The following is a 25855-nucleotide window of genomic DNA, read 5'->3' as shown; positions in this document are numbered from 1 at the left end:
CCTCACCCAACCCTCTCCCCGAGGGGGAGAGGGCTTCAGTATTACAGCGTGCGGTCGCGCATCTCGACTTCGAACGTCTCGAGGACGTCGCCGGCCTTGATGTCGACGAAGTTCGACGTGAACGTCACGCCACACTCCAGCCCGGCGCGGACTTCGGCGACATCATCCTTGAAGCGACGCAGCGATGCGATTTCGCCCTGGTAGATGATGACGTCGTTGCGCGTGATACGTGCCTTGAGCGCCTTGCGGATATTGCCCTCGGTAACGAGCAGACCCGCCGCCTTGCCATGCTTGCCCGCCGAGAAGACCTCGCGGATATCGGCACGACCGACGACCGTCTCGAACGCTTCCGGCCCAAGCTCGCCGGCCATGCCCGCCCGGATCTCGTCGATCAGGTCGTAGATCACGTCATAATATTTGAACGCGACCTTCTGGCGCTCGGCGATCTCGCGTGCCTTGGCATTCGGACGAACGTTGAAGCCGATGATCGGTGCACCCGATGCCGCCGCCAACGTGACGTCGGATTCGGTGATGCCACCGACGCCCGAGCTCAGCACGCGCGCCTTGATCAGATCGGTGGAGATCTTGTTGATCGCCCCGACGATCGCCTCGACGGTACCCTGCGTATCGGCCTTCACGACCAGCGGATATTCGATCGCCTGCTTTTCCTTCAGCGCCGAGAACATGCTCTCGAGGCTGGCCGGAACCGATGCCGTCCGCTTGTCGGTCTTCACGCTGCGACGATATTCCGCGACTTCGCGGGCCCGTGCCTCGTTCTCGACGACCTGGAACGGATCGCCTGCTGACGGCACGCCCGACAGACCGAGGACCTCGACCGGCATCGCCGGACCCGCTTCCTTGATCTGCTTGCCCTTGTCGTCGACCAGCGCACGAACCTTGCCGCTCTCGCCGCCGACCACGAAGATGTCGCCCACCTTGAGCGTACCACGATTGACGAGGATCGTCGCAACCGGACCACGACCCTTGTCGAGCTTGGCCTCGATCACCGTACCCTCGGCCGCGCGATCCGGATTGGCGCGCAGTTCGAGCAGTTCGGCCTGGAGCTGGATCTTCTCAATCAGCGTGTCGAGACCGATCTTCTTGGTCGCGGAGACTTCGACGTCCTGGACGTCGCCGCCCATGTCCTCGACCACGATCTCCTCGCTCAGCAGGCGCTCGCGCACCTTCTGGGCATTGGCGCCTTCCTTGTCGATCTTGTTGATCGCGACGATCATCGGCACGCCAGCCGCCTTGGTGTGGGCGATCGCCTCCACCGTCTGCGGCATCAGGCCGTCGTCCGCCGCCACCACCAGGATGACGATGTCGGTGACGTCCGCGCCGCGCGCACGCATCTGCGTGAACGCTTCATGGCCCGGCGTGTCGAGGAAGGTGATCTTCGACTTGTCCTTCAGCGTGACCTGATACGCGCCGATATGCTGGGTGATGCCACCCGCTTCGCCGCGCACCACGTCGGTGCCGCGCAAGGCATCGAGCAGCGACGTCTTGCCGTGATCGACGTGACCCATGATCGTGACGACCGGGGCACGCGGACGCAGAGTCTCCTCGGCATCGTCGATCGTGTCGTTCGCCAGATCCTGGTCGACATCGCTGACGCGCGTCAGGTTGTGACCGAATTCGGTGACGAGCAGTTCGGCCGTATCCTGGTCGATCGTCTGCGTCATCGTGACGGGCATGCCCATCTTGAACAGCGCCTTGACGAGGTCTGCACCCTTCTCGGCCATACGGATGGCGAGTTCCTGCACGGTGATCGCCTCGGGGACGACCACGTCGCGGACCTGCTTGGCCTGCGGCTCGCGCGGACCACCGGTGCCACGACGCTCCTTCTCACGCGCACGCTTGAGTGCGGCGAGCGAGCGGGCGCGGGCGCCATCCCCATCGCCGAGGGCGCGGTTGACGGTCAGCTTGCCCGAGGTGCGACGATCGTCGCCCTTGCGGTCACGCTGCTGCGGCCGTGCCGGGGGTGCGTCGCGACGGACGCCACCAGCCGGCGCGTTGGCACCGGTTGCACCAGGGCGCGCTGCGGTCGTGCCGGCATTGGCCGTCGTCGCCGGCGCTGCAGGCGCAGGTGCCGGGACGGGCTTCGGCGGCGGCGGAGGACGCTCGGGACGGGCGACTGGCGAGAACCGGCGGGGTGCCGGCATCGACGGATCGCGCGACAATTCGAGAATCGGCGGCGGGGCCGGCGGTGCGACAGGCGCGGGCGCCGGCTTGGGAGCCGGTGCTGGCGCCGCTACCGGAGCTGGCGTCGGAGTCGGCGCGGGTGCCGGGGCTGCAGCGGGGGCAGGGGCCACCGCAACGGGGGCTTCAACCGGCGCGGCAGCAGGCGTCGGCGCTAAGATCGGCGCTGCTTCGACGACGGGTGCCGGTGCAGGTGCAGGTGCAGGCGCCTCAACGGGCTTCGGCGCAGGTGCAGCCTTGGCTTCCGCCTCGGCACGCGCGCGTTCGGCGATGCGGTTGCGCTCGTCCTCGGCGGCCTTGGCGCGCTCGGCTTCCTGGCGACGACGCCCTTCTTCGAGCGTGTTCATCCGCTGCTCTTCCGCCTCGCGGAGAAGCTTGGCCTGCCGCTCCTGCGGCGACAGGTTGCTCGGTGCCTGCTGGCGTACCGGTGCGGGGGCGGGCTGCGGCGCACGCGCCTGCGGAGCCGGTGCGGGGGCCGCAACCGGCGCGGGCGCGGCAACCGGCGCATCGGCGACCGGACCGTCGGGCTCGCCCGGACGGCGCAGCACGCGCGCACGCTTGGTTTCCACGATCACCGTATTCGATCGGCCGTGGCTGAAGCTCTGCTTCACCTGGCCGGTCTCGACCGTGCGCTTCACACCCAAAGGTGCGCGCATGCCAAGTTTCGGCTTCTCGTTGTCCGTGTCGCTCACTCAAATTCCTCAGTCATGTCCACGGCCGGGCTGTGTCCGGTCGATCCGGACGCCCCTGTTATGGGTGACGTCCCGTTTTGTTGAGACGCCGATGCGCCCTGCGAGGCCGTTTCGCAAGACACGGGAGAAGGTTCGGGGCCGATAAAATGCAGCCAACGGTCGAGCGCTTCGCTCACCCGCTTTGCTGCAGCGCGGTCAGTCAGGCCAATGTGTACCACATTCTCCCGCCCCAGCGCCAATGCCAATATGGTACGTGACGCGGGCAGTGCCAACCCCCGCAGACCCGAGCCTTCGACATCGTTGCCGATGCGCCACGCTTGGTCGAGCTTGCGGTTGCCGTCCTCGGCCGCGTCGGACGCATGATATAGCGCCTTCAGCTTGCCCTGGCGCGCATTCTGCTCGATCCGGTCGGAGCCGATCAGCACGGTGCCCGAGCGCGATTCGAGCCCGAGCCGGTCAAGTGCGTTGCGCTCAAGCGCGGCTTCGATCTGCGCAGGCAGTTCGGGGGGAATCGCGAACTCGCCGGTCTTGAACGCACGCGCGAGCGCGCCCTTCAGCTTGCCCTTCTTGATCGCCGCTTCGAGTTCGATTCGTGTCACCCCGATCCACGCGCCACGGCCAGGAGCCTTGGCACGCACGTCGGGATGAATCTGGCCATCGGGGGCCAGCGCGAGTCGCACCATATGCGGCCGAACATCGCGCTCGCCCGACAGGATGCACTTGCGAATGGGGGCGTCTTCATCCCCCTCGCGCACGCGGGATGGATTAGGCTCGCGCCCACCTGCACCCTTGTTCTTAGCCGAGGCCGGGCGCCCACCCTTCGGTCCTCTCCCGCTTGCGGGAGGGGAGGAAGGAAGGCCGTTGGTAGCGCCTAGCGTCTCATCGGGAGGGTTCCGCATGTGCGTCCTCCTGCGCCGGAGTCGTCTTGGGAGCGTCGCGGTCGACCAGCAGCTGGCCGCCCGCGCCGTAATTCTCGGTCGAAACCTCTTCGATCACGATCTGTACCGCAGCCGGGTTCTTTCCCAGCCGCTCGACGAGCGACTGGGTGACGTCGGCGACGATGCCGGCCTTCTGGTCCTTGGTGGCGGACCCCGAAATGCGGATGCTGACAAACGGCATCAGGCCTTGTCGTCCTCGCTCTTCGCGTCGGCCGTGTCCGCAGCGTCATCCGCCACGACGTCATCCGCCGCAGTGTCCTCGGCCGCAATATCCTCAGCCGAAGCCGCTTCCACCGGAGCCTCTTCCGTGTCCGCCTCGGGGGCCTCGTCCTCGAACCAGTGCGCGCGCGCGGCCATGATGATCTCGTTGCCCTGTTCGTCGCTGAGACCATATTCGGCGAGGATGCCGCCCTTGGGCTCGGGACGCTTGGGCGCATCGTCGTTGCGACGGCGCGGTTCGGCCCGCTTCTTCTCGACCAGCTCGTCGGTCGCGAGATCCGCGAGATCGTCGAGCGTCTTGATGCCCGCCTTGCCGAGCGTGACGAGCATCGCCTCGTTCAGATACGGCATGTCAATCAGCGCGTCCTCCACGCCGAGCGCGGTACGCTCTTCGCGGCTGGCCGCGTCGCGACGCTCGAGCGCCTCGGTCGCGCGGTTCTGCAACTCGCCAGCCAGATCCTCGTCGAAGCCCTCGATGCCGGCGATCTCCTCGACCTCGACATAGGCGACTTCCTCGAGGCTGGTGAACCCTTCGGCGACCAGCAGCTGTGCGAGCGTCTCGTCGACGTCGAGCTCCTTCTCGAACATTGCCGAACGCTCGACAAAGTCCTTCTGGCGCTTCTCGGAGGCATCGGCCTCGGTCAGGATGTCGATCGCCTTGCCGGTCAACTGCGACGCGAGGCGGACGTTCTGGCCACGACGGCCGATCGCCAGCGAAAGCTGGTCATCGGGAACGACGACCTCGATGCGCTCTTCCTCTTCGTCGATCACGACGCGGCTGACCGAAGCCGGCTGCAGTGCGTTGACGACGAAGGTCGCGATGTCGGGCGACCAGGGGATGATGTCGATCTTCTCGCCCTGCATTTCCTGCACGACGGCCTGAACTCGCGACCCCTTCATGCCGACGCACGCGCCGACCGGATCGATCGACGAATCATGGCTGATGACGCCGATCTTGGCGCGCGACCCGGGATCGCGGGCCGCAGCCTTGATCTCGATGATGCCGTCGTAGATTTCGGGGACTTCCTGCGCGAACAGCTTCTTCATGAAGTCGGGGTGCGCGCGGCTAAGGAAGATCTGGGGCCCGCGGTTCTCACGGCGGACGTTCAGGATCAGCGAGCGGATGCGGTCGTTGACGCGCACCACTTCGCGCGGGATCTGCGCGTCGCGGCGGATGACGCCTTCCGCACGGCCGAGATCGACGACGACATGGCCGAACTCGACGCGCTTGACGACGCCGGTGATGATCTCGCCTGCGCGGTCCTTATATTCTTCGAACTGGCGCTCGCGCTCGGCGTCGCGGACCTTCTGGAAGATGACCTGCTTGGCGGCCTGCGCGGCGATGCGGCCGAACTCGATCGGGGGCAGCGGATCGACGATGAAGTCGCCGAGTGCTGCGTCTTTCTGGAGCTTCTGCGCACCCTTGACGTCGACCTGCTTGAAATAGTCATCGACGGCCTCGACCACTTCGACGACGCGCCACAGGCGCAGATCGCCGGTGTTCGGATCGAGCTTGGCGCGGATGTCGTTCTCGGCGCCGTAGCGCGAGCGGGCGGCGCGCTGGATCGCATCCTCCATCGCCTCGATCACGATCGCCTTGTCGATCATCTTCTCCGACGCGACCGAATTCGCGATCGCGATCAGTTCCGCGCGGTTTGCGGTGACTGCCGTGGCCATCAATGCTGTCCTTCTTCGGTCTCGACGCCGCGAGCATCAGGCTCATCGGACGTATCTTGATAGAAAACCTCGTCCGCGCCTTCGGTCGAAAGCGGCGCGGTCGCGGCGATGAGTCGGTCGGTCATGACGAGCTTTGCATCGGCGACCTGGCTGAAGTCGATCGTCATGATCTTGTGCTTGTTCACGTCGACGGTGATCTTGGTCCCCTCGACGCCCATCAGATTGCCCGAGATCTGCTTGCGATCCTCGAACGGCTCGATGAGGCGGATACGCGCCTCCTGGCCTTCCCAATCGGCAAAGTCCTGGAGCCGGGTCAGCGGGCGGTCGATACCGGGGCTCGACACCTCGAGGCGGTACGCGTCCTCGCCGACCGGGTCCTTGCCCTCGGCTTCGAGCGCATCGAACTTGTCCGAGATGCGGCGCGACAGCTCGGCGCAATCCTCGATCACGAGCTGGCGGGTGTCGGGCCGCTCGGCCATCACCTGCAGCGTCGGATCGGACTTGCCGCCCTGCATGCGCACGCGCACGAGGCTCAGGCCGAGCGCCTTGGCTTCGGGTTCGATCAATTCGGTCAACAGGGCGATATTCGCCATCGCAATTCCAAACAGGGCCAAAGCACAGGTGATCAGCGCCGCGGAGCGAACCCCGCAGCCTCTTCATCTGGCGATGTAGAGAAAGTAGGATCTCCATACCCGCGATGACAACGCTTCGCAAGCGGGAGCAACCTTCGTTCGTCACGCCGCGTTGGCGCAGGGATTTCCGGGAGAAGATCATGATCCGTCGCACATTGGCCGCCACCGGCCTGATATCCGCCACTTTGCTCGCCGCCGCTGCTTGTTCCGCCCAGCCCGCGCCGGGGGAAAAGCCGTTCCAAGAAACGGTCGTCGCCGATTTCGAGTCACCTTGGGCGATGACGGTGGTGCCCGACGGGCGGATGCTGGTGACGGAGAAGGCCGGGGAAATGCTCCTCGTCTCGGCCGATGGGAAGCAGCGTCAGACGGTCGCGACGATCACGGTCGATTCGGCAGGGCAGGGCGGGTTGATGGACGTCGTCCTCGCGCCCGACTTCGCGACGAGCAAGCGCGTGTATTTCAGCTATTCGTCGACAGGTGCTGGCGGCAAGGGCGTGGTTCTCGCGCGGGGTCGGTTGCGGCCCGACGGTGGCGGGGACGAGCGGCTCGGCGAGATCGAGGTGATCTTCAGCGCGCGGCCATTCGTCGAAGGCAACGGCCATTATTCGGGTCGCATCGCGTTTTCGCCCGACGGCAAATATCTGTTCTTCACCAATGGCGACCGCCAGAAATTCACCCCGGCGCAGGATCCCAAGGTCACGCTTGGCAAGGTCCTTCGCCTGACGCTCGACGGCAAGCCCGCGCCCGGCAATCCGCTCGCGGGCAAGGGCTTTGCACCCGAGATCTGGAGCTACGGCCACCGCAACCTGCTCGGCATCGCATTCGACGCGCAGGGCAATCTCTGGGAACAGGAGATGGGGCCGAAGGGCGGCGACGAGGTCAATCTGATCACGCCCGGGCAGAATTATGGCTGGCCCAACGCGTCGAACGGCAGCCATTATGACGGGCGCGACATTCCCGACCACAAGCCCGGCGACGGCTATGCGGCGCCCAAGGTGTCGTGGAATCCGGTGATCTCGCCGGGCGGGCTGATGATCTATTCGGGCAGCATGTTCCCCCAGTGGAAGGGCGATGCGTTCATCGGCGGGCTGTCGTCGAAATCACTCGTCCGCGTCGACCTGAACGGCACCAATGCCGCCAAGGGCGACCAGTGGGACATGGGCGCGCGTATCCGCGAGGTGGAACAGGGGCCCGACGGCGCCATCTGGGTGCTGGAGGACGGTGGCGAATCGCAGGGACGACTGATCAAGCTGACGGCGCGGTAAAACCCTGCCGCCTCCTGCCCGCGGGCGGGAGGTGGCGTCAGTCGCGGACGATCAGGTAATTCATCCGCGCGGCCGCGATCGGCTTGTCGCGGTCGTCCTGCCAGGCGGTCGCCTCGACATTGGCGACGCGCGTGCCGAGCCGGGTGACCACGCCTGCCGCGCGCGTCGGCTTGTCGCGGCCGCCCCGCATGAAATCGACGGTGACGGTCACCGGCTTGATCCGCACGCTGGCGTCCTCGGGGCCCTCGGTCTCGATCGCATGGTAGAGCGCCGCGATCGCCGCGACCTCTAGCAGCCCCGATATCGCGCCGCCGTGGAGGAACCCGGGGCGGCCGATCACGTCGTCGCCGAACGGCATCAGCAGCACCGGCCGACCCTCCGCGTCGCGTTCGATCTCGACGCCCAGCGTCGCGGCATAGGGTGGCAGCGTGCTCACCATGACCCGAGCACCATGAACGTGCCCGCAACATGCGCAAGCGGATCGGCGGGATCGCCGTCATGCGCCTGGCCGCGGACGAACGCGATCGACCGGGTGATCCGGTAGCATTCGCCGCGTCCGATCACCGTCTTGCCGGGCGTCGCCGGGCGCAGATAATCGACGCGCAGGTCGAGCGTCGCATGCGGCACGAACGCCGCGCGGCGGATCCAGATCGCGATGCTGGCGGCCATGTCCATCATCGTGATGATCGGCCCCGACGCGATCACGCCGCTGGCCGGATCGCCGATCAGCTTTTCGTCATAGGGCAGCGCGAGCTCCGCCCAGTCCGCGCCATGCGCATGATAGCGCATCCCGAGCGCGGCGCCGTGCCCGCCGAACCCGTGTCGTGTAAACCGCTCTGCGTCGAAGCCATCCATACCCCGACCTCTACACGCCAGCGACCGCCACGCAACATTGCCGCACATGCGGGGCGGGGCTAGCATCGGGCGCAACGAGATCAGGAGAGAGGATCGCCATGAACGACCGGGTCACCATCGCCGTCGCGGACGGGATCGCCGATGTCCGCCTCAACCGCGCGGACAAGATGAACGCGATCGACCCGGCGATGTTCGAGGGGATCGCCGCAGCGATCGACCGGCTGGCGGGGATGGCCGAGGTGCGCGTCGTCGTGCTGTCGGGCGAGGGTCGTGCGTTCTGCGCGGGGCTCGACATGGCGTCGATGGCGGGCGGCGGGTCGGGCCTGTCGCTCGACGATCGGACGTATGGCGATGCGAATCTGGTGCAGCAGGTCGCCTGGGGCTGGCGGACGTTGCCGATGCCGGTGATCGCCGCGGTCCACGGCGTCGCGTTCGGTGGCGGGTTCCAGATCATGTCGGGCGCCGACATCCGCATCGCCCACCCGCACGCGCGGTTCGCGATCCGCGAGACGCATTGGGGGCTGGTACCCGACATGGCGGGGATAGCGCTCTGGCGGACGCTGGCGCGCGACGACGTGCTGCGTGAGCTGACCTATACCGCGCGGGAGTTCGACGGGGCGGAGGCGCTGCACCACGGCTTCGTCACGCGGCTGGACGAGGATCCCCGCGCCGCCGCGATGACGATGGCCCGCGAGATCGCCGCGAAGAATCCGCAGGCGATCCGGGGCTCGAAGGCACTCTATGGCATAGCCGCGGATGCCGACGCCGCGGCGATCCTGCGCGCCGAAAGCGACGCGCAGGGACGGGTCATGCGCAAGCCCAACCAGGTCGAACAGGTCCGCGCCAATCTCGAAAAGCGCGCGGCGGTGTTCGTCGACTAGGCGCTATTTCATCAGGACGAGCTCTTCCGCCATCGTCGGATGCAGCGCGACGGTCGCGTCGAAATCGGCCTTGCTGAGCCCCGCCTTCACCGCCACCGCGGCGGACTGGAGGATCTCGGGGCAGTCGGGGCCGATCATGTGGATGCCGACGACGCGGTCGGTCTCGCCGTCGCAGATCATCTTGTAGAGCGAGCGCTCGTTGCGCCCCGCCAGTACGTTCTTCATCGGCCGGAAGTCCGAAGTGTAGACCTTCACCGACCCCAGTGCCTGCTTGGCCTGCGATTCGGTCATGCCGACGCCGGCCATCGGCGGGTGGCTGAACACCGCGGCGGGGACGTTGGCGTAATCGACGCGGGTCGGCTTGTTGCCGAAGAACGTGTCGGCGAACGCCTGCCCCTCGCGGATCGCGACCGGGGTCAGCTGGATGCGGTTGGTGACGTCGCCGACCGCGAAGATGCTGTCGCAGCTCGACCGGTTGTCCTCGTCGACGACGACCGCGCCGGCCGCGTCGAGTTCGACGCCGGCCGTCTCGAGCCCGAGGCCCTTGGTGTTCGGCACGCGGCCTGTCGCGAACAGGACGAGATCGACGACGATCGGCTCGTGCCCGCTGGTATGCACGGTCAGGCAACCGTCCTCGCCCTTGTCGATTCCCTGGAACGCCGCGTTGAAGCGAAAGTCGATGCCCTTGCTCATCGAGATCTGGAGCAGCCGGTCGCGGATCGATTCGTCATAGCCGCGCAGGATCACGTCGGTGCGGTTGATCAGCGTGACGTGCGCGCCGAACTGATGGAAGATGCCGGCGAATTCGTTGGCGATATAGCCCGCACCCGCGATCAGCACGCGCTTCGGCACATCGTCGAGATGGAACACCTCGTTCGAGGTGATGCCGTGCTCGGCACCGGGGCAGTCCGGCACCAGCGGGTGCGCGCCGACCGCGATCAGGATCTTCGCCGCGGTCTTCTTGCTGCCGTCGGCGAGCGTGACTTCGTTGGGGCCAGAGACGACCGCGCGCTGGTGGATGATGTCGACATGGTTGTTCTCGAGCGTCTGGGTGTAGGCGCCGTTGATCCGGTCGACCTCCTCCATCACGTTGTCGCGCAGCGTGGGCCAGCTGAACGCGCAATCGTCGGGCACCTGCCAGCCGAAGCGCTTGGCGTCCTTCAGATCCTCGGCGAAATGCGCACCGTAGATCAGCAGCTTCTTCGGCACGCAGCCGCGGATGACGCAGGTGCCGCCGACGCGATATTCCTCGGCGACCGCGACGCGCGCGCCATGCGCGGCGGCAACGCGCGATGCACGCGTGCCGCCCGAGCCGGCGCCGATGACGAAGAGGTCATAGTCGAATTGGGTATCGGTCACGGGCTATCCTTGTACGTCGCGCTGCGGCTTTGGATGCCATCTGGGGCAGGGGGGATGCGCGGACAAGACCGGTGCGGCGATCAGGGTGATCGGCTGGCTCTATCGCCGACCCGCCCTGCGCATCGGCATCGCGTCGATCGTCCGCTCGAGCACGGCGGCGGCGAAGGGGTGTGCGCTGCGCAGTTTCTCGCCGCCATCCTTGCCGATGAGGATCGCGGTGAAGGTGGCGGGGAGGCGAAATTTGCGGCGCAGCGCGGGGGCGCTGTCCCCGGCACCGCGGACCTGATCGCCGACGATTTCGACGACGGTGAGGTCGCGCTCGTCGCGTTTGGCAGTCCAATTGTCGAGGATGCGGCGCTGCTCGGCGAGTTCCGGGTCCTGCGAGGAGGGGGCCGCGACGATCAACACGCGGCGATCCCATCGTATTTGCGCAAGGGTGGGAGAGGCGGCGAGCGCTACGGCGAGGAGGATGGGCATGAAGATGTAACGCGGGAGGTTCGCTCGCGCTCCCTGTTCTACCACCCCGGCGAAGGCCGGGGCCCAGTTGGGTGAACCGCGGTGGCTAAAACACGGCCTTCCCAACTGGGCCCCGGCCTCCGCCGGGGAAGTGCAGGTGTAAGAGAAGCGGAGGGCGCGAGGCCCGGCTTACCCGAACGCGCGCTTGATCAGGTCGTCGGTCGAAGGATCGAACGTCTGCCCGCCCTTCTCCGCGGCCTTCGCCATTTCCTTGCCCAGCTCGACCCCGAACTGGTCGAACGAGTTGATCCCCAGCAGCACGCCGTTCACGAACACGCGGTGCTCGTAGAACGCGATCAGCGCGCCCAGCGTGCGCGCGTCGAGATCGTCGAGCAGCAACGTCGACGATGGCCGGTCGCCCGAATAGCTGCGCGCGGGATCCTCGACCTGCTTGCCCGCCATCAACGCCGCACCCTGCGCAAAGGCGTTGAGCAACAGCGCCTTGTGATGCTCCTCGGGCAGCGTGTCGCCCGGCTCGATCGACGCGACGAACTCGACCGGCACCAGATGCGTGCCCTGGTGGAGCAGCTGGAACACCGCATGCTGCGCCTCGGTGCCGACCCCACCCCAGGTGATCGCCGCCGAAGGCCGCCCGAGCGGCTGGCCATCCGCGGTCACCGACTTGCCGTTCGACTCCATCTCCAGCTGCTGGAGATAGCTTGGCAGCAACCGCAACCGCTCGTCATAGGCAAAGGTCGCACGCGTCTCGGCATGGCGGATCTGCGTGTAATAGAGGTCGGCAAACGCCGCGAGCGCCGGCGCATTCTCGTGCAGCGCGGCGAGGCGGAAATGGCGGTCCATCTCGGCCGCCCCCTCAAGCAGCTCCTCGAACCGGTCCCAGCCGAGCGCGATCGCGGCCGGAAAACCGATCGTCGACCAGAGCGAATAGCGCCCGCCGACGCTCTCGGCGAACGGCAGGATCCGCGTCTCGTCGACGCCCCATTCCATCGCCTTTTCGGGCGCGGCGGTCAGCGCGATCACGCGGCCGTAAGGATCCTCGACATTATGCTCGTTCATCCACTGAAGCACGGCTTCGGCGTTCATCAGCGTCTCGGTCGTGGTGAAGGTCTTCGACGCGACCACCAGCAACGTGGCGGCCGGATCGAAGCGTTCGAACACGTCCTCCAGCGCGACGCCGTCGACATTGGCGACGATCCCGACATCATATCGCTTGTCGTCACGCCCGAGCGAATCGATCAGCAGCTGCGGCCCCAGCGCGGAGCCGCCGATGCCGACATGCAGGATATGCCGCACGGGGCCGAGCGCATCCGCCTCGATCGCGTCGATCAGCGTGCGCATCCGCGAATGGCTCGCCTGTGCGATCGCGACGCTCTCGGGCTTGCCCTCACCGCGCTCGGCGGTGTGCTCGACCGCGCGGCCTTCGGTGACGTTGACGATCTCGCCCGCGAACATTGCCTGGCGCTTGCCCGACAGGTCCTGCGCCTTGGCCATTTCCTCGAACGCGCTGACCATGTCCGTGGTCAGGTGCGTCTTCGACCAGTCGAAGTGGATGCCTGCGACGTCGAGGCTCAGCTTGGACAACCGCTCAGAGTCGGCGGCGAACAGGTCGGTGAGTTTGGCGGCGGGCAGGGCTTCGATTTTGGACCAGTCGGCGGTCATGCAAAGTCTCCGATTTGGAATTCGTGCGCACCGATACGGCGACGCGAGCAAGAACACCATAACGTCCCGGGAGGCGATTGGGTCTCCGGGGGTGTCCGGATCGTATCCGGACATGGCGGATGCTGCATATGCTTGACGGCGCGCGCCGGTTGAGCAAACCCGCGGCCATGGCAAAAGACGCGAAGACCAAACCGGCCCGATCCGAAACCGCAGAGACGTTCCGCTTCCTGCTGAAGCTGGCGGTGGTCGTATTGATCCTGCGCAGCTTCATCTTCGCGCCGTTCAGCATTCCGTCCGAATCCATGCTGCCCCGGCTGCTGATCGGTGATTATCTGTTCGTGTCGAAGTGGAGCTACGGCTATTCGCGCTGGTCGCTGCCGGGTGGCGTGCCGTTGATCCCCGGACGGATCTTCGGCAGCACGCCGACGCGCGGCGACGTCGTCGTCTTCCGCGCCCCCGAAGTGCTCGATCACGACGTCATCAAGCGCGTGATCGGCCTGCCCGGCGAGACGGTGCAGATGCGGCAGGGGACGCTGTACCTGAACGGCACCGCGATCCCCAAGGCGCGGATCGCCGACTTCACGATCCCGCTGACCGCCAATTTCGATGCGGAGAAATGCGGCGCGCCGTTCGTCGACGTCGCCGACGGCGTCCAGATCTGTCGCTATCCGCGCTACCGCGAGACGCTGCCCGGCGGCCGCAGCTATTCCGTGCTCGACCAGGCGCAGCTGCCCGATCGCGACGACACGGGTGTCTATACGGTGCCTGCAGGCCATATCTTCGTGATGGGCGACAACCGCGACGACAGCGGTGACAGCCGGTTCCCCGCACCAAGCGGGATGGGCTATGTCCCGCTCGAGAATGTCGAGGGCAAGGCAGTCGTCAGCTTCTTCTCGACCGACGGCAATGCCGAATGGCTGAAACCCTGGACCTGGGTCAGTGCCGCACGCTGGGAGCGGATCGGGGAAGGCTTTTGAGCGATCTCGGCGACTGGCTGGCGGGCGTATTCGGTCGCCGGCCGCGCGATCTGGCACCCTATGAGCGCGCATTGACGCATGGCAGCCAGGCGAAGGCGAATTACGAGCGGCTCGAATTTCTCGGCGACCGCGTCCTGGGGCTGATCGTCGCCGAATGGTTGTACGAACTGTTCGCGACCGATCCCGAGGGGTCGCTGTCGAAACGGCTGAACGCGCTCGTCACGGGCCCGGTCTGTGCCGAAGTGGCGCGCGAACTCGGGGTGCGCGCACATCTGAAGCTCGGCAAGCAGGCGCGCGACGACGGCGCCAGCGATAGCGACAATGTGCTGGGCGACGTGATGGAGGCACTGATCGGCGCCTGGTACCAGGAGGCCGGGCTCGACGCCGCACGTGCGTTCGTCCGCGGCGCCTGGGGGGACCGCGTCCAGGCCGGTGCCAAGGCGCCGCAGCACCCCAAGTCCGCGCTTCAGGAATGGGCGGCCGCGCATAACCGCAAGCCGCCCGAATATACGATCGTCGAGCGCACCGGCCCCGGCCACGCGCCCAAATTCACGATGCTGGTCTCGATCGGCAAACTCGCCGAGGCGACGGCGACCGGCTCGAGCAAGCAGGAGGCCGAAACCGCAGCGGCCAAGGCGCTGCTGGAGAAGCTGGGCTAAGAAGGCTCTTGTTCGCGCGGAGACGCGGAGACGCGGAGGGGGGCAGCGAATGGAACTCCGGTCCTGCCCCGAACGACTCCGAGTTGATCGACGGCGCATAATCGCAGACGGCGCGAGCCCCATCCACACCATCTCCGCGCCTCCGCGGCTCCGCGTGAACCAAACTGCCTTGTCGCGACGCGATGACGAACAGCCGTTTTCGCTGTACAGGTGCCCGCAACACCAGTTCGAAAAGAGCATATGTGACTGAAACGAATACCAAGCCCGACCCGAAGCATTGCGGCCTAGTCGCCATCGTCGGCGCCCCGAACGCAGGCAAGTCGACGCTCGTCAACGCGCTCGTCGGCCAGAAGGTCGCGATCGTCAGCCCCAAGGCGCAGACCACGCGCGCCAAGCTGATGGGCGTCGCGATCGAAGGCGACACGCAGATCCTGCTCGTCGACACCCCCGGCATCTTTGAGCCCAAGCGCCGGTTCGACCGCGCGATGGTCGCCGCCGCCTGGGGTGGCGCGGAAGGTTCGGACATCATCGCGCTGGTGGTCGACGCCAAGGGCGGGATCGGCGGCAAGGTCACGACGATCGTCGAGTCGCTGGTCGGCCGACCTGAGCCGATCTGGCTGATCCTCAACAAGGTCGATCTCGCCGACAAGACCAAGCTCCTGATCCACGCGGAAAAGCTGAACGCGCTGCTCCCCTTCGCCGAGACGTTCTTCATCAGTGCCGGCACCGGCGACGGCCTCGCGCACTTCAAGACGCAACTCGCCAAGGCGATGCCCGAAGGCCCGTGGCATTATCCCGAAGACCAGGTCTCCGACTCAACCGAACGCGCGCTCGCGTCCGAGGTCACGCGCGAACAGCTCTATCTCCAGCTCCACGCCGAGCTCCCCTATGCGAGCACGATCGAGACCGAGCAGTATATCGAGCGCCAGGACGGGTCGTTGGAGATCCACCAGCAGATCCTCGTCGAACGCCCGACTCAGCGCGCGATCGTGCTCGGCAAGGGCGGCGTGCGGATCAGGGAAATCGGCGCGCGCTCGCGCATCGAACTCGCCTCGATCACGGGCAAGCCGGTGCATCTGTACCTGCACGTGAAGGTCAAACCCGGCTGGGACGAAGACCGCGAAGTCTATCGCGACATCGGCCTCGACTGGGTCGACTGACCCGCGACCACAACCACCACACTCCACCCCGGCGAAGGCCGGGGCCCAGTTGGGGGACGGGCGTCACGACGGATAGCGCTCCGTTACTCAGGCCTTCCCAACTGGACCCCGGCCTTCGCCGGGGTGGTAGCGTTCGGGCGGATGACAGAGTTCGGCTCGGCACTCCGTCACGCTCATGCCCATTGTATTAAACCCGCGACCTCCTGAAATCTATTGATGCTACCGTAGACCTCGCCCGAGAATCCGGACGAGGACCACGCGATGCCGACCCTGATCGAAGCGACGTCAGCGATCCGCTACGACCAGTTGCATCTGTCGCCGGTGGCGCTCGATTTCGGCCTGTTCCAGCTCCGATGGTACGCGCTCAGCTATATCGCGATGATCGCGCTGGGCTGGTCGTATCTGCGGAGGATGCTCCGCCGGTCCGGTGCGCCGATGACGGCGGGGCATGTCGACGATCTCGTCTTCTACCTGACGCTGGGCATCATCATCGGTGGTCGGCTCGGCTATTGCGTGATCTACCGGCCCGAGATCTGGCGCGAGCCGCTCGACGTGCTGAAGCTCTGGCGGGGCGGCATGTCGCTGCATGGCGGGTTCCTGGGGGTGATCGTCAGCCTGGTCCTGTTCACGCGGCGTCATCGGCTGTCGCTGCTCCGGATGTGCGATTACGTCGCGTGTGCGACGCCGTTCGGGCTCGTGCTGGTGCGGATCGCCAATTTCGTGAACGGGGAATTATGGGGGCGGCCAAGCTCGCTTCCCTGGGCGGTGATCTTCCCGGGCACGCAGGACGGCATACCCCGGCACCCGAGCCAGCTATACGAAGCGGCACTCGAGGGCGGACTCAGCATGATCGTGCTGGTCTATCTGTTCTGGCGCACCGACGCGCGGCTTCGTCCCGGACACCTGCTCGGCGCGGGTCTGATCCTGTACGGCACCGCGCGGTTTGTGCTCGAATTCGTCCGCCAGCCCGATGCCGGGCTCGACCATCTGTGGTGGGGGCTGACGATGGGGCAAACGCTGAGCGTGCCGATGATCGGCGCGGGCATCTGGTTCTACGTCCGGTCGCTCAAGCGCGCGCGCGCCGCGGTCGTCCCTACCCCGTGACTATCGCCCCAAAACCTCATCGACCCACGCTGGCACCAGCATTCCGGCCGCGCCGATCCGCGTCTCCTCGAAGAACACGCTCCCCATCGAGGGGTCTAGGTTCAGCTCCAAGGTAGCGGCGCCGTGATAGGCCGCGGTCTGCACAAAGCCGGCCGCCGGATAGACCGCCCCCGACGTCCCGATCGACACGAACAGATCCGCCTGCGCCAGCGCCGCCTCGATCCGTTCCATCTGGTACGGCATCTCGCCGAAGAACACGATGTCGGGCCGCAGCGCTGCCGACCCGCAGGCGCCGCATATCGCCCCCTCCGGCAAGCTGCCGGCCCAGGGTTCGCGCGCGCCGCAGACGGCACATAGCGCGGACAGCAGTTCGCCATGCATGTGCAGCATCCGCGTCGCGCCCGCCCGCTCATGCAGGTCGTCGACATTCTGCGTGACGATCAGCAATCCGCCGCCCCACGCTTCGTCCAGCCGCGCCAGCGCACGGTGCGCGGCATTGGGCTCGACCGTCGCCAGCGCCGCCCGACGGAGATCGTAGAAGCGGTGCACCAGCTCCGGATCCGCGGCGAGTGCCTCGGGGGTGCAGACGTCCTCGACCCGGTGTCCTTCCCATAGGCCGCCCGGGCCGCGGAACGTCGCGATGCCGCTTTCGGCAGAAATTCCTGCACCCGTCAGAATGACGATTTTTCGTAGATCCTGCATCGTCACCCTCTACGTATGGCGCTGTCGCCAGGATAGCCGCAGTCACGCCGATATCTCGCGTCTCCGAGCATCGGGTCGGCGGGATGCGCCCGGTTGCTCGTTTACGGCGTTGAACCGAACCGACCATGTCTTTGTGGCCGGCCGCACACCGTTCGCCGATGCCGTCATGGCACCGCGCGCCATGATATTCGAAGGATCCAATGCGATGGTGACCAAAAAACTGATGCTGTTGAGCGGCGTGATCGCGGTTCTCGGCGGCTGTGGCGACACGACATCGACCGGCACCAACACTGCCACCGTCAATACCAGCGCGGCGGCAAGCGCAGCGTCCGACGTTACCCGCGTTCGCGGCGTGATCACCGCGGTCGGCGCCGACGCGCTGACCGTCCAGACCTATGACGGCAAGTCGGTCAGCGTGCCGCTCGATGCAAAGACCAAGGTCGCCTGGGTGGTGAAGTCCGATCTGTCGACGCTGAAGGACGGGGACTTCATCGGCACGGCCACGACCGGTCCCGATGACGCACTGCGCGCGGTCGAGCTCGTCATCTTCCCCGAGGCGATGCGCGGGACCGGCGAGGGCCATTATCCCTGGGACGTTCCCGGCGTGGTCGCGGCCGCTGGCGGCGGCGCGGCCGATGGGCAGAGCGCGATGACCAACGGCACCGTCGACGGGCAGACCGCGATGACCAATGGCACGGTCGATCAGCAGAGCGGGATGACCAACGGCACGGTGACCGGCGGGGCGGGCAAGCCCGGCGAAACCAAGCTCAGCATCTCGTACAAGGGCGGCAAGGCGCAGGTCGTCGTGCCCGTCGGCACGCCGATCGTCCGGTTCGAGCCGGCCGAGCGATCGGTCCTTGCAAAGGGCCAGAAGCTGTTCGCGATCACCTTGGCCGGCGCGTCGGGGGCGAGGTCCGTCGCGGTCGGCAAGGATGGCCTGACGCCGCCGATGTAAGACTGCTGCACGTAATCACAGCCTGAGGGGCTGGAGTGGTGATGTGTCCACTCCAGCCCCTTTTGTTTGGAGAACCTTACACGTCGGATCTCGTGCAGGCGCGGACGTCGTGGCGGGTCGCGCGGCGATCCCCCGACCGACCCTATCTTCATAAATCACCCGATCGCCGCTAAGACGCCTGCAAACCCGTATCCGTAAAGGCGCTGCATGACCGTCATCACCGAAGCCGACCTGATCGAAAGCGTCGCCGACGCGCTCCAGTTCATCAGCTACTACCATCCGATGGACTACATCCGTGCGCTGGGCGTCGCGTACGAAGCCGAGCAGAGCCCCGCCGCCAAGGATGCGATCGCGCAGATCCTGACGAACAGCCGGATGTGCGCAGAAGGCCACCGCCCGATCTGCCAGGATACCGGCATCGTCACGATCTTCGTGAAATGGGGCCAGGACTGCCGTCTCGATTCGACCCGCTCCTTGCAGGAGGTGATCGATGAAGGCGTCCGCAAGGCGTATCTCAACCCCGAGAACAAGCTGCGCGCCTCGATCCTCGCCGATCCCGCCTTCACGCGCCGCAACACCAAGGACAACACGCCCAGCGTGATGCATGTCGAGATGGTGCCCGGCAACACCGTCTCGATCGACGTCGCTGCCAAGGGCGGCGGCAGTGAGAACAAGTCGAAGTTCAAGATGATGAACCCGAGCGATTCGATCGTCGACTGGGTGCTCGAGATGATCCCGCAGATGGGCGCGGGCTGGTGCCCGCCGGGGATGCTCGGCATCGGCATCGGCGGCACCGCGGAAAAGTCGATGATCCTCGCCAAGCAGTCGCTGATGGGCGCGATCGACATGGCGCAGCTGAAGGAACGCGGTCCGAAGAACGACATCGAGGCGCTGCGGATCGAGATCTACGACAAGGTCAACGCGCTCGGCATCGGCGCGCAAGGGCTGGGCGGGCTCTCCACCATCCTCGACGTCAAGATTTTCGACTGGCCGACGCATGCCGCGTCGAAGCCGGTCGCGATGATCCCGAACTGCGCCGCCACGCGCCATGCGCATTTCGTGCTCGACGGGTCGGGGCCGGTGTATCTGGAGGCACCGAAGCTCGAGGAATGGCCTGACGTCAACTGGACGCCCGACAAGGCCGCGATCCGGGTCGACCTCGACACGCTGACTCCCGAGGTCGTGCAGACGTGGAAGCATGGCGACCGGCTGCTGCTGAACGGCAAGATGCTGACCGGGCGCGACGCCGCGCACAAGCGGATCGCCGACATGCTGGCCAGGGGCGAGGAGCTGCCCGTCGATTTCCGTGGTCGCGTGATCTATTATGTCGGGCCGGTCGATCCGGTCGGCGACGAGGTGGTCGGGCCCGCGGGCCCCACTACCGCGACGCGGATGGACAAGTTCACGCGCATGATGCTCGACCAGGGCCTGCTCGCGATGGTCGGCAAGGCCGAGCGCGGCGGCGATGCGACCAAGGCAATCGCCGAGGCCAAGTCGGCCTATCTGATGGCGGTCGGCGGTGCGGCCTATCTGGTAGCGCGCGCGATCAAGGGATCGAAGGTCGTCGGCTTCGAGGATCTGGGTATGGAAGCGATCTACGAATTCGAGGTCGCCGATTTCCCGGTGACGGTCGCGGTCGATTCGGCGGGCGAGAACGTCCACCAGCTGGCGCCACTCGTCTGGCGCGAGAAGATCGCGCGGGAGCGGTTGCTCGCGCCGGCGTGACCGTTGGTTCCGATGACGTGGAACGGGGAGGGCGGCCCTTCCGTTGAGCTTGCGAACCAGAGGAGTTTCGTATGTTCAAGCCCGCCAACCCCGTCGTCGCGATCGCGGTCGCAACATTGATGACGACGAGCGCCGTTGCCCAGAGCGGGGCACCCGCGCCCGCGCCCCGTACGTCCAGCGGGGGCCTCGGTAGCCTGGGTGACAGTCTTGGCGGGCTCGGCGGCGGACTGGGTGGCGGATTGGGCGGCCTGCTTGGCGGTGGCGCGTCGGGCATCGGTTCGATCGGGGCTGGCAATGCAGCAGGTCTGCTAGGCTATTGCCTCAAGAACAACCTGCTCGGTCAGGGCGGCGCACTAGGCGCGTTAACGGGGCGGCAAACGGCGCCCCAGACCCGGACGCAGTCCCCTGCGACGGGCCAGGCGGCAGGCGCGCAGTCGATCCTGCAGCGGTTGACCGGGCGGCAGGGCGTGCGGACGTCGCCTGGCTTTGCAGCGGGACAGGCGGGGGAGCTTCAGGCGCCGAACGGTCAGGGGCTGTCGCTCGACAATCTCGGCGGACAGGTGAAGACGAAGATGTGCAGCCTCGTGCTCAACCGGGCCAAGGCGTTTCTGTAACCGGCGCATGCGCTAGGGCGGCTAGCCGTCGCCCGTCCCGTCATCCTGACGAAAGTGTAATTAGGGGCAACTTGCGTGGCTCTGGATCCTGACTTTCGTCAGGATGACGGTGTGGGTTGGGGGAGGAGCGTTCTCTTAAAAATGCGGGGCCACGTCCGCATCCTCCAAACAAAACCACCCAGAAATGAAAAGAGGTTGCCGGGGCGTCTCACGACGACCCGACAACCTCCTGACATGGTCAGCGGCCGGAGAGCTCCAGCCCGGAGGACCATGCGTACCACCTCATCCTGTGCCATGCGCGTTGATTGGAGGGCGATACCTCCCGCACATGCTGTCGGATATCAGTAGCGCGTCCCCCGAACGAACCGAACCGAACTCACTGCTGAACCATGAGACATCGGATCACCTCCTTTCGCTTGTTGAAAAAACGCGGCCAAGCCTGACCGCAACCGCAATGTGTGCCGGGTGACCTGTTGATACAAGTCTTGTTTTGCAGAAGATTTCGCGCAATTCTCAAAGGCTGTGCGGCACGCTGGGCGAATGCCCGCCCTTACCCGCGGCAATCCTCGGTCACGCGTTCGATCTCCGCCCATGAGGGGATGACGAGGGCGGGCTGGCCCTGCTGGTCGATCACGAACCGACCGCGGCTGAACCCCATCGCCTCGAGCAGCGGATCGCTGGCCGGCAGCGTCGCCGTCACGGTGCCGGGCGTGCTGCCGGGCTGGACCGCCAGCGCGCGCGTGACGCTCGACGTGCGGATCGTCATCGGCGTGGCGGCCGCGGCGGTGCGCGACAGATGGATTTGCCGCGTGCCGGTATCGCACTGCAGTGTCAGCGCGGGCTGCGCCGCCTGCGTTCCGAAGCTCGCCAGCGATCCGCGCGGATCGCGGCGATAGGTCCAGCTTCCCGGCGTATAGGGCCAGTCGCGCCAATCCGCCGCGAGCGGGGCGGGGCGTGGTGCGGGGGCGGGCGCCTCGACGCGCGGTGGCGGCGGCGGCGGTTCGGCGCGCGGCGGCGCGACGCAACCGGCGATCAGCGTCAGCGTGGCGAGGCCGGCGGCGATGGGCCAGCCGGCGGCGATAGGGGTGTGGGCGCGCATGACCCGCTATGCGGCACACCCGGCGGCCGCTCAAGGCGCGAGGACGGCGATCGTGTGGGAACCGGCGCACGCTGCTACCGGTTCAGCGACGGAACACTGTAAATCAGGAGACGATCCATGTCCGATACCGTTGCCCAGACCCCAACCCAGCTGCTCGTGCAGGCCAATATTTCGGGGACGATGAAGGTCGAGAGCCGCGATGGCGACGCGGTGGGGACGGTCTATGCCTTCATGGTGCACAAGGGTACCGGGCGCGCGACGCACGCCGTGCTGAGCCTTGGCGGGTTCCTGGGCATGGGCAAGAGCTTCTACCCGCTGCCGTTCGCGCTGCTTCAGTTCGACGCGGTGCGTGACCTGTATGTGGTGACGATCGACAAGCGCGTGCTTGAGGGAGGCCCGAGCTGGTCGAACAATGCGCCGGTCTTCGACCAGGCCTATGCCGACCGGGTGGCGAGCTATTATGGGTCGAGCAGCGAGGATCTGGTCGTCGGCTGACCCGCGCACGGTTCGACCCCTCCGTCATCCTGACGAAAGTCAGGACCCAGAGTTACTGACCGCAGCATCCGCGGCTCTGGGCCCTGACTTTCGTCAGGGTGACGAAAACGGGGGTAGCCGCTTCAACGCGAGCGCGAACCGCCCATCCGCATTTTCTGGCTCTTCCCGTAGCGCGTTTTCCGCGTGCCTGGCTTGCCCTCGTTCGAACGGCCCATGACCGGCGCCTTCTGCTGGTCCACCGGCAGGCCAAGCTCCTCGTTCTCCAGCTGCCGGATCTCGTCGCGCAGCCGCCCGGCGGTCTCGAACTCCAGATCCGACGCGGCCTTGCGCATCTGCTTCTCAAGATCCTCGATATAGGCGCGCAGGTTGTGGCCGACCATGTGCGGGCGGTCCTCGTCGATCGGGACGGTGACCTGATCCTGGCTGGCGACGTGCGCGATGATGTCGCCGATGTTGCGGCGGATCGTCGTCGGCGTGATGCCGTGTTCGGTGTTGTACGCGACCTGCTTCTCGCGGCGCCGCGCCGTCTCGTTCATCGCGCGCTCCATAGAGCCCGTGACGCGGTCGGCGTACAGGATCACGCGCCCGTCGACGTTACGCGCCGCGCGCCCAATCGTCTGGATCAGCGAGGTCTCGGACCGCAGGAAGCCCTCCTTGTCCGCATCAAGGATCGCGACCAGCCCGCATTCGGGGATGTCCAACCCCTCGCGCAACAGGTTGATGCCGATCAGCACGTCGTACACGCCGAGCCGCAGGTCGCGGATCAGTTCGATACGCTCGAGCGTCTCGACGTCGCTGTGCATGTAGCGGACCTTGATCCCCGCCTCGTGCATATACTCGGTCAGATCCTCCGCCATCCGCTTGGTCAGCGTCGTGACGAGCGTACGGTATCCGAGCGCGGTGGTCTTCCCGACCTCGACGATCAGGTCCTGCACCTGCTCCTCGACCGGCTTGATCTCGACGGGCGGATCGATCAGCCCGGTCGGGCGGATGACCTGTTCGGCGAACACGCCGCCGGTCTGCTCCATCTCCCAGCTGCCCGGCGTCGCCGAGACGTAGGTCGTTGGCGGGCGCATCGCGTCCCATTCGTTGAACCTGAGCGGCCGGTTGTCGATTGCCGAGGGAAGGCGGAAGCCATATTCGGCAAGCGTCAGCTTGCGACGGTGATCGCCGCGCGACATGCCGTTGATCTGGCCGATCGTGACATGGCTCTCATCGACGAACAGCAGCGCGTTGTCGGGCAGATATTCGAACAAGGTGGGCGGGGGCTCGCCCGGCATGCGACCGGTGAGGAAGCGTGAGTAATTCTCGATCCCCGCGCAGCTGCCGGTCGCCGCGATCATCTCGAGATCGAAGTTCGTCCGCTGCTCCAGCCGCTGCGCCTCGAGCAATTTGCCCTCGAGCACCAGCTCCTTCAGCCGCTCGGCCAGCTCGTGCTTGATCGCCTCGCCCGCCTGTTTGAGCGTCGGGCCGGGCGTCACGTAATGCGAGTTCGCATAGACGCGTACGGAGTTCAGCGACGCGACCTTCTTGCCGGTCAGCGGGTCGAACTCGGTGATCTCCTCGATATCGTCGCCGAAAAACGAGATGCGCCACGCGCTGTCTTCGTAATGCGACGGGAAGATCTCGAGCGTGTCGCCCTTCACGCGGAAATTGCCGCGCTGGAACGCCGCGTCATTGCGCTTGTACTGGAGCGCGACGAGCTTGCGCACGATCTCGCGCTGGTCGACGGTCGTGCCCTTTTTCAGGTCGAAGATCATCGCCGAATAGGTCTCGACGGAGCCGATGCCGTACAGGCACGAGACCGACGCGACGATGATCACGTCGTCGCGTTCGAGCAGCGCGCGCGTTGCCGAATGCCGCATCCGGTCGATCGACTCGTTGGTCGACGATTCCTTCTCGATATAGGTGTCCGACCGCGCGACATAAGCTTCAGGCTGGTAATAATCATAATAGCTGACGAAATATTCGACCGCGTTGTCGGGAAAGAACGACTTCATTTCGCCGTAGAGCTGTGCTGCGAGGATCTTGTTGGGCGCGAGGATTAGCGCAGGCCGCTGCACGCGTTCGATCACGCTCGCCATCGTGAAGGTCTTGCCCGAGCCGGTGACGCCGAGCAGCACCTGGTCCTTCTCGCCCTCGCCGATCGCCGAGACGAGTTCGGCGATCGCGGTCGGCTGGTCGCCTGCCGGCTCATATTCGCTCACGAGCTTGAACCGCTTGCCGCCCTCGACCTTTGCGGGGCGCGCGGTCGGGCGGTGCGGGACGAAGGTGTCGCCGGTTTCGGGTTCGGCGAGGCTGGTGCGGATCTGGATGGCCATCGAGGGGGAATATGGGGAACAGATGGCACGACGACAACGCCGCCATTGCCGGCATTCGTCAATCCGCAAACCACCCGTCATCCCCGCGACGGCGGGGATCGGTAGCCTACGCCGTCAGCATCTTAAGGGAGAGCGCTGCCAGTATGGATTCCCGCCTTCGCGGGAATGACGGACGTTCTAATGCGGCGAGCATTGTGCGGCCCCAAGCTTTGCTAATGTTGACCCACCGCACGCGCATCCATAATGCGACCGTTTCGCAAGCCATCGACCCGCCGGCGCGACTCCGCGCGGCCAAGGAATAGACGCATGACCGCCGAAACCCTCGAAACCCGCGCGCCCGTGCTCATCCCGGAAACGCCCGCGTTCCTCAACGCCAAGGTTCTGTGGGTGCGCCACTGGAACGAGCATCTGTTCAGTTTCGCGATCGAGCGCCCGTCGACCTTCCGCTTCCGCTCGGGCGAATTCGTGATGATCGGCCTCCCCCAGGACGGCGGCAAGCCGATCATGCGCGCCTATTCGATCGCGAGCCCGCATTATTCGGAAGAGCTCGAATTCCTGTCGATCAAGGTCGAGGACGGCCCGCTGACCTCGAAGCTCCAGCTGATCCAGCCGGGCGACGAGGTGTATCTGGGCAAGAAGCCGACCGGCACTTTGGTGCTCGACGCGCTGCTCCCGGGCAAGCGGCTGTTCATGTTCTCGACCGGCACAGGCCTCGCGCCGTTCCTCAGCCTGATGCGCGATCCCGACGTCTATTCGGCCTATGAACAGGTGATCGTCGTGCACAGCGTGCGCCGCGTCAGCGACCTTGCCTATCACGACGAGATGGTCGCCTTGCTCGCCGAGGATCCGCTGATCGCTGAGGAGGCGGCCACGCAGTTCCATTACATCCCGACCGTGACGCGCGAGCCGTTCCGCACCACGCGGCGGATCGGTGCGCTGATCGAGGACGCGTCGCTGTTCGGCCATCCGGTGCGCGGCGACCAGAAGCTGAACCCCGAGACCGACCGCGCGATGCTGTGCGGATCGACCGAGATGATCAAGGAGTTCGCGGTGATGCTCGAGGCGCAGGGCTTCGAGGAGGGCGCGAATTCCAAGCCCGGTACGTTCGTGATCGAGCGCGCCTTCGTCGGCTGACCCGCCAGGGCGCTTGGCGCGCCGTCCGATCCCCGATAGCGTCAGGCTAAAGGGGAC

General features: G+C 66.2%; 24 protein-coding genes. 11 read left to right on the top strand and 13 right to left on the bottom strand.

All coding sequences use genetic code 11. The features are described from left to right. Positions 1-41: 41 nt before the first annotated feature. The 5 genes from infB to rimP all read right to left on the bottom strand — a co-directional run bounded on the left by infB (position 42) and on the right by rimP (position 6318). A complete protein-coding gene (gene infB / locus SOM18_RS10460; RefSeq protein WP_320481626.1) occupies positions 42-2891 on the bottom strand; it encodes a translation initiation factor IF-2 in 2850 nt (949 codons plus the stop codon). After that, the gene (locus SOM18_RS10455; RefSeq protein ID WP_042466764.1) at positions 2888-3574 is read right to left on the bottom strand and encodes a DUF448 domain-containing protein; all 687 of its coding nucleotides are present in this window, start codon (positions 3572-3574) and stop codon (positions 2888-2890) included. The genes infB and SOM18_RS10455 overlap by 4 nt, the downstream gene beginning before the upstream one ends. Positions 3575-3770: 196 nt before the next feature. After that, on the bottom strand, positions 3771-4010 hold the full coding sequence (locus tag SOM18_RS10450) for a tautomerase family protein (protein WP_031392998.1): 240 nt from the start codon (positions 4008-4010) through the stop codon (positions 3771-3773). Next, positions 4010-5725, bottom strand: coding sequence for a transcription termination factor NusA (gene nusA / locus SOM18_RS10445; RefSeq protein ID WP_031440030.1), 1716 nt, complete (start codon positions 5723-5725; stop codon positions 4010-4012). Before nusA ends, SOM18_RS10450 begins: the two co-directional genes overlap by 1 nt. After that, positions 5725-6318: a ribosome maturation protein RimP gene (gene rimP / locus SOM18_RS10440; protein WP_031440031.1), complete on the bottom strand. Its 594-nt coding sequence runs from the start codon at positions 6316-6318 to the stop codon at positions 5725-5727. Before rimP ends, nusA begins: the two co-directional genes overlap by 1 nt. Positions 6319-6497: 179 nt before the next feature. On the opposite strand from rimP, the gene SOM18_RS10435 reads away from it, so the two are divergent. Further along, positions 6498-7622, top strand: a complete 1125-nt coding sequence (locus tag SOM18_RS10435) for a PQQ-dependent sugar dehydrogenase (protein ID WP_031440032.1) — start codon at positions 6498-6500, stop codon at positions 7620-7622. Between the two features lie 37 nt (positions 7623-7659). Here SOM18_RS10435 and SOM18_RS10430 read toward each other — a convergent pair whose 3' ends face one another. Beyond that, positions 7660-8061 carry a PaaI family thioesterase gene (locus tag SOM18_RS10430; protein ID WP_031440033.1) on the bottom strand — a complete coding sequence of 134 codons (402 nt, stop codon included), beginning with the start codon at positions 8059-8061 and terminating at the stop codon, positions 7660-7662. After that, positions 8055-8477: a PaaI family thioesterase gene (locus SOM18_RS10425; protein WP_031440034.1), complete on the bottom strand. Its 423-nt coding sequence runs from the start codon at positions 8475-8477 to the stop codon at positions 8055-8057. The genes SOM18_RS10430 and SOM18_RS10425 overlap by 7 nt, the downstream gene beginning before the upstream one ends. Before the next feature lie 98 nt (positions 8478-8575). On the opposite strand from SOM18_RS10425, the gene SOM18_RS10420 reads away from it, so the two are divergent. Beyond that, positions 8576-9358, top strand: a complete 783-nt coding sequence (locus SOM18_RS10420) for a crotonase/enoyl-CoA hydratase family protein (protein ID WP_031440035.1) — start codon at positions 8576-8578, stop codon at positions 9356-9358. A gap of 3 nt (positions 9359-9361) precedes the next feature. On the opposite strand, the gene gorA is transcribed toward SOM18_RS10420, so the two are convergent. The 3 genes from gorA to pgi form a co-directional block, all read right to left on the bottom strand. Further along, positions 9362-10717: a glutathione-disulfide reductase gene (gene gorA / locus SOM18_RS10415; RefSeq protein ID WP_031440036.1), complete on the bottom strand. Its 1356-nt coding sequence runs from the start codon at positions 10715-10717 to the stop codon at positions 9362-9364. 99 nt (positions 10718-10816) lie between these two features. Then, positions 10817-11194: a DUF4174 domain-containing protein gene (locus tag SOM18_RS10410; RefSeq protein WP_031440037.1), complete on the bottom strand. Its 378-nt coding sequence runs from the start codon at positions 11192-11194 to the stop codon at positions 10817-10819. Positions 11195-11362: 168 nt separating this feature from the next. Continuing rightward, positions 11363-12853: a glucose-6-phosphate isomerase gene (gene pgi, locus SOM18_RS10405; RefSeq protein ID WP_320481625.1), complete on the bottom strand. Its 1491-nt coding sequence runs from the start codon at positions 12851-12853 to the stop codon at positions 11363-11365. A 167-nt stretch (positions 12854-13020) separates the two neighbouring features. Here pgi and lepB point away from each other — a divergent pair, with 167 nt between their 5' ends. The 4 genes from lepB to lgt all read left to right on the top strand — a co-directional run bounded on the left by lepB (position 13021) and on the right by lgt (position 16753). Continuing rightward, positions 13021-13830: a signal peptidase I gene (gene lepB, locus SOM18_RS10400; protein ID WP_031395171.1), complete on the top strand. Its 810-nt coding sequence runs from the start codon at positions 13021-13023 to the stop codon at positions 13828-13830. After that, positions 13827-14489, top strand: a complete 663-nt coding sequence (gene rnc / locus SOM18_RS10395; protein ID WP_031440039.1) for a ribonuclease III — start codon at positions 13827-13829, stop codon at positions 14487-14489. Before lepB ends, rnc begins: the two co-directional genes overlap by 4 nt. A 242-nt stretch (positions 14490-14731) precedes the next feature. Beyond that, complete coding sequence (era, locus tag SOM18_RS10390) at positions 14732-15649, top strand: GTPase Era (protein WP_031440040.1); 918 nt, start codon at positions 14732-14734, stop codon at positions 15647-15649. Positions 15650-15910: 261 nt separating this feature from the next. Then, on the top strand, positions 15911-16753 hold the full coding sequence (gene lgt / locus SOM18_RS10385) for a prolipoprotein diacylglyceryl transferase (RefSeq protein WP_031440041.1): 843 nt from the start codon (positions 15911-15913) through the stop codon (positions 16751-16753). Here the strand turns inward: lgt and SOM18_RS10380 are convergent, their stop codons facing one another. Beyond that, positions 16754-17455, bottom strand: a complete 702-nt coding sequence (locus SOM18_RS10380; RefSeq protein ID WP_031440042.1) for an NAD-dependent deacylase — start codon at positions 17453-17455, stop codon at positions 16754-16756. A 205-nt stretch (positions 17456-17660) separates the two neighbouring features. On the opposite strand from SOM18_RS10380, the gene SOM18_RS10375 reads away from it, so the two are divergent. The 3 genes from SOM18_RS10375 (at position 17661) to SOM18_RS10365 (ending at position 20749) form a co-directional block, all read left to right on the top strand. After that, entirely contained in the window at positions 17661-18410 is a 750-nt protein-coding gene (locus tag SOM18_RS10375) for a hypothetical protein (RefSeq protein ID WP_031440043.1), read from the top strand. A 207-nt stretch (positions 18411-18617) separates the two neighbouring features. Then, positions 18618-20135 (top strand): fumarate hydratase, encoded by a 1518-nt coding sequence (locus SOM18_RS10370; protein ID WP_031440044.1) that lies wholly within the window; start codon positions 18618-18620, stop codon positions 20133-20135. 71 nt (positions 20136-20206) lie between these two features. Then, the gene (locus SOM18_RS10365; protein WP_052380873.1) at positions 20207-20749 is read left to right on the top strand and encodes a DUF2501 domain-containing protein; all 543 of its coding nucleotides are present in this window, start codon (positions 20207-20209) and stop codon (positions 20747-20749) included. 550 nt (positions 20750-21299) lie between these two features. Here SOM18_RS10365 and SOM18_RS10360 read toward each other — a convergent pair. Continuing rightward, positions 21300-21848 (bottom strand): hypothetical protein, encoded by a 549-nt coding sequence (locus SOM18_RS10360; protein ID WP_320481624.1) that lies wholly within the window; start codon positions 21846-21848, stop codon positions 21300-21302. Positions 21849-21965: 117 nt separating this feature from the next. Between SOM18_RS10360 and SOM18_RS10355 the strand changes: the two genes are divergently transcribed. Then, entirely contained in the window at positions 21966-22343 is a 378-nt protein-coding gene (locus SOM18_RS10355) for a PRC-barrel domain-containing protein (protein WP_031395809.1), read from the top strand. A gap of 122 nt (positions 22344-22465) precedes the next feature. Here the strand turns inward: SOM18_RS10355 and uvrB are convergent, their stop codons facing one another. Next, positions 22466-24664, bottom strand: a complete 2199-nt coding sequence (gene uvrB, locus SOM18_RS10350) for an excinuclease ABC subunit UvrB (RefSeq protein WP_031441377.1) — start codon at positions 24662-24664, stop codon at positions 22466-22468. A 306-nt stretch (positions 24665-24970) separates the two neighbouring features. Here uvrB and SOM18_RS10345 point away from each other — a divergent pair, with 306 nt between their 5' ends. Next, positions 24971-25798: a ferredoxin--NADP reductase gene (locus tag SOM18_RS10345; RefSeq protein WP_031441376.1), complete on the top strand. Its 828-nt coding sequence runs from the start codon at positions 24971-24973 to the stop codon at positions 25796-25798. Positions 25799-25855 lie beyond the last annotated feature (57 nt).

It is taken from the genome of Sphingomonas sp. CFBP9019 (assembly GCF_034045155.1).
Classification (GTDB): Bacteria; Pseudomonadota; Alphaproteobacteria; order Sphingomonadales; family Sphingomonadaceae; genus Sphingomonas; species Sphingomonas aerolata.
The sequence above is the reverse complement of the archived record's forward strand: the minus strand, read 5'-3'. Positions and strand labels throughout refer to the sequence as shown.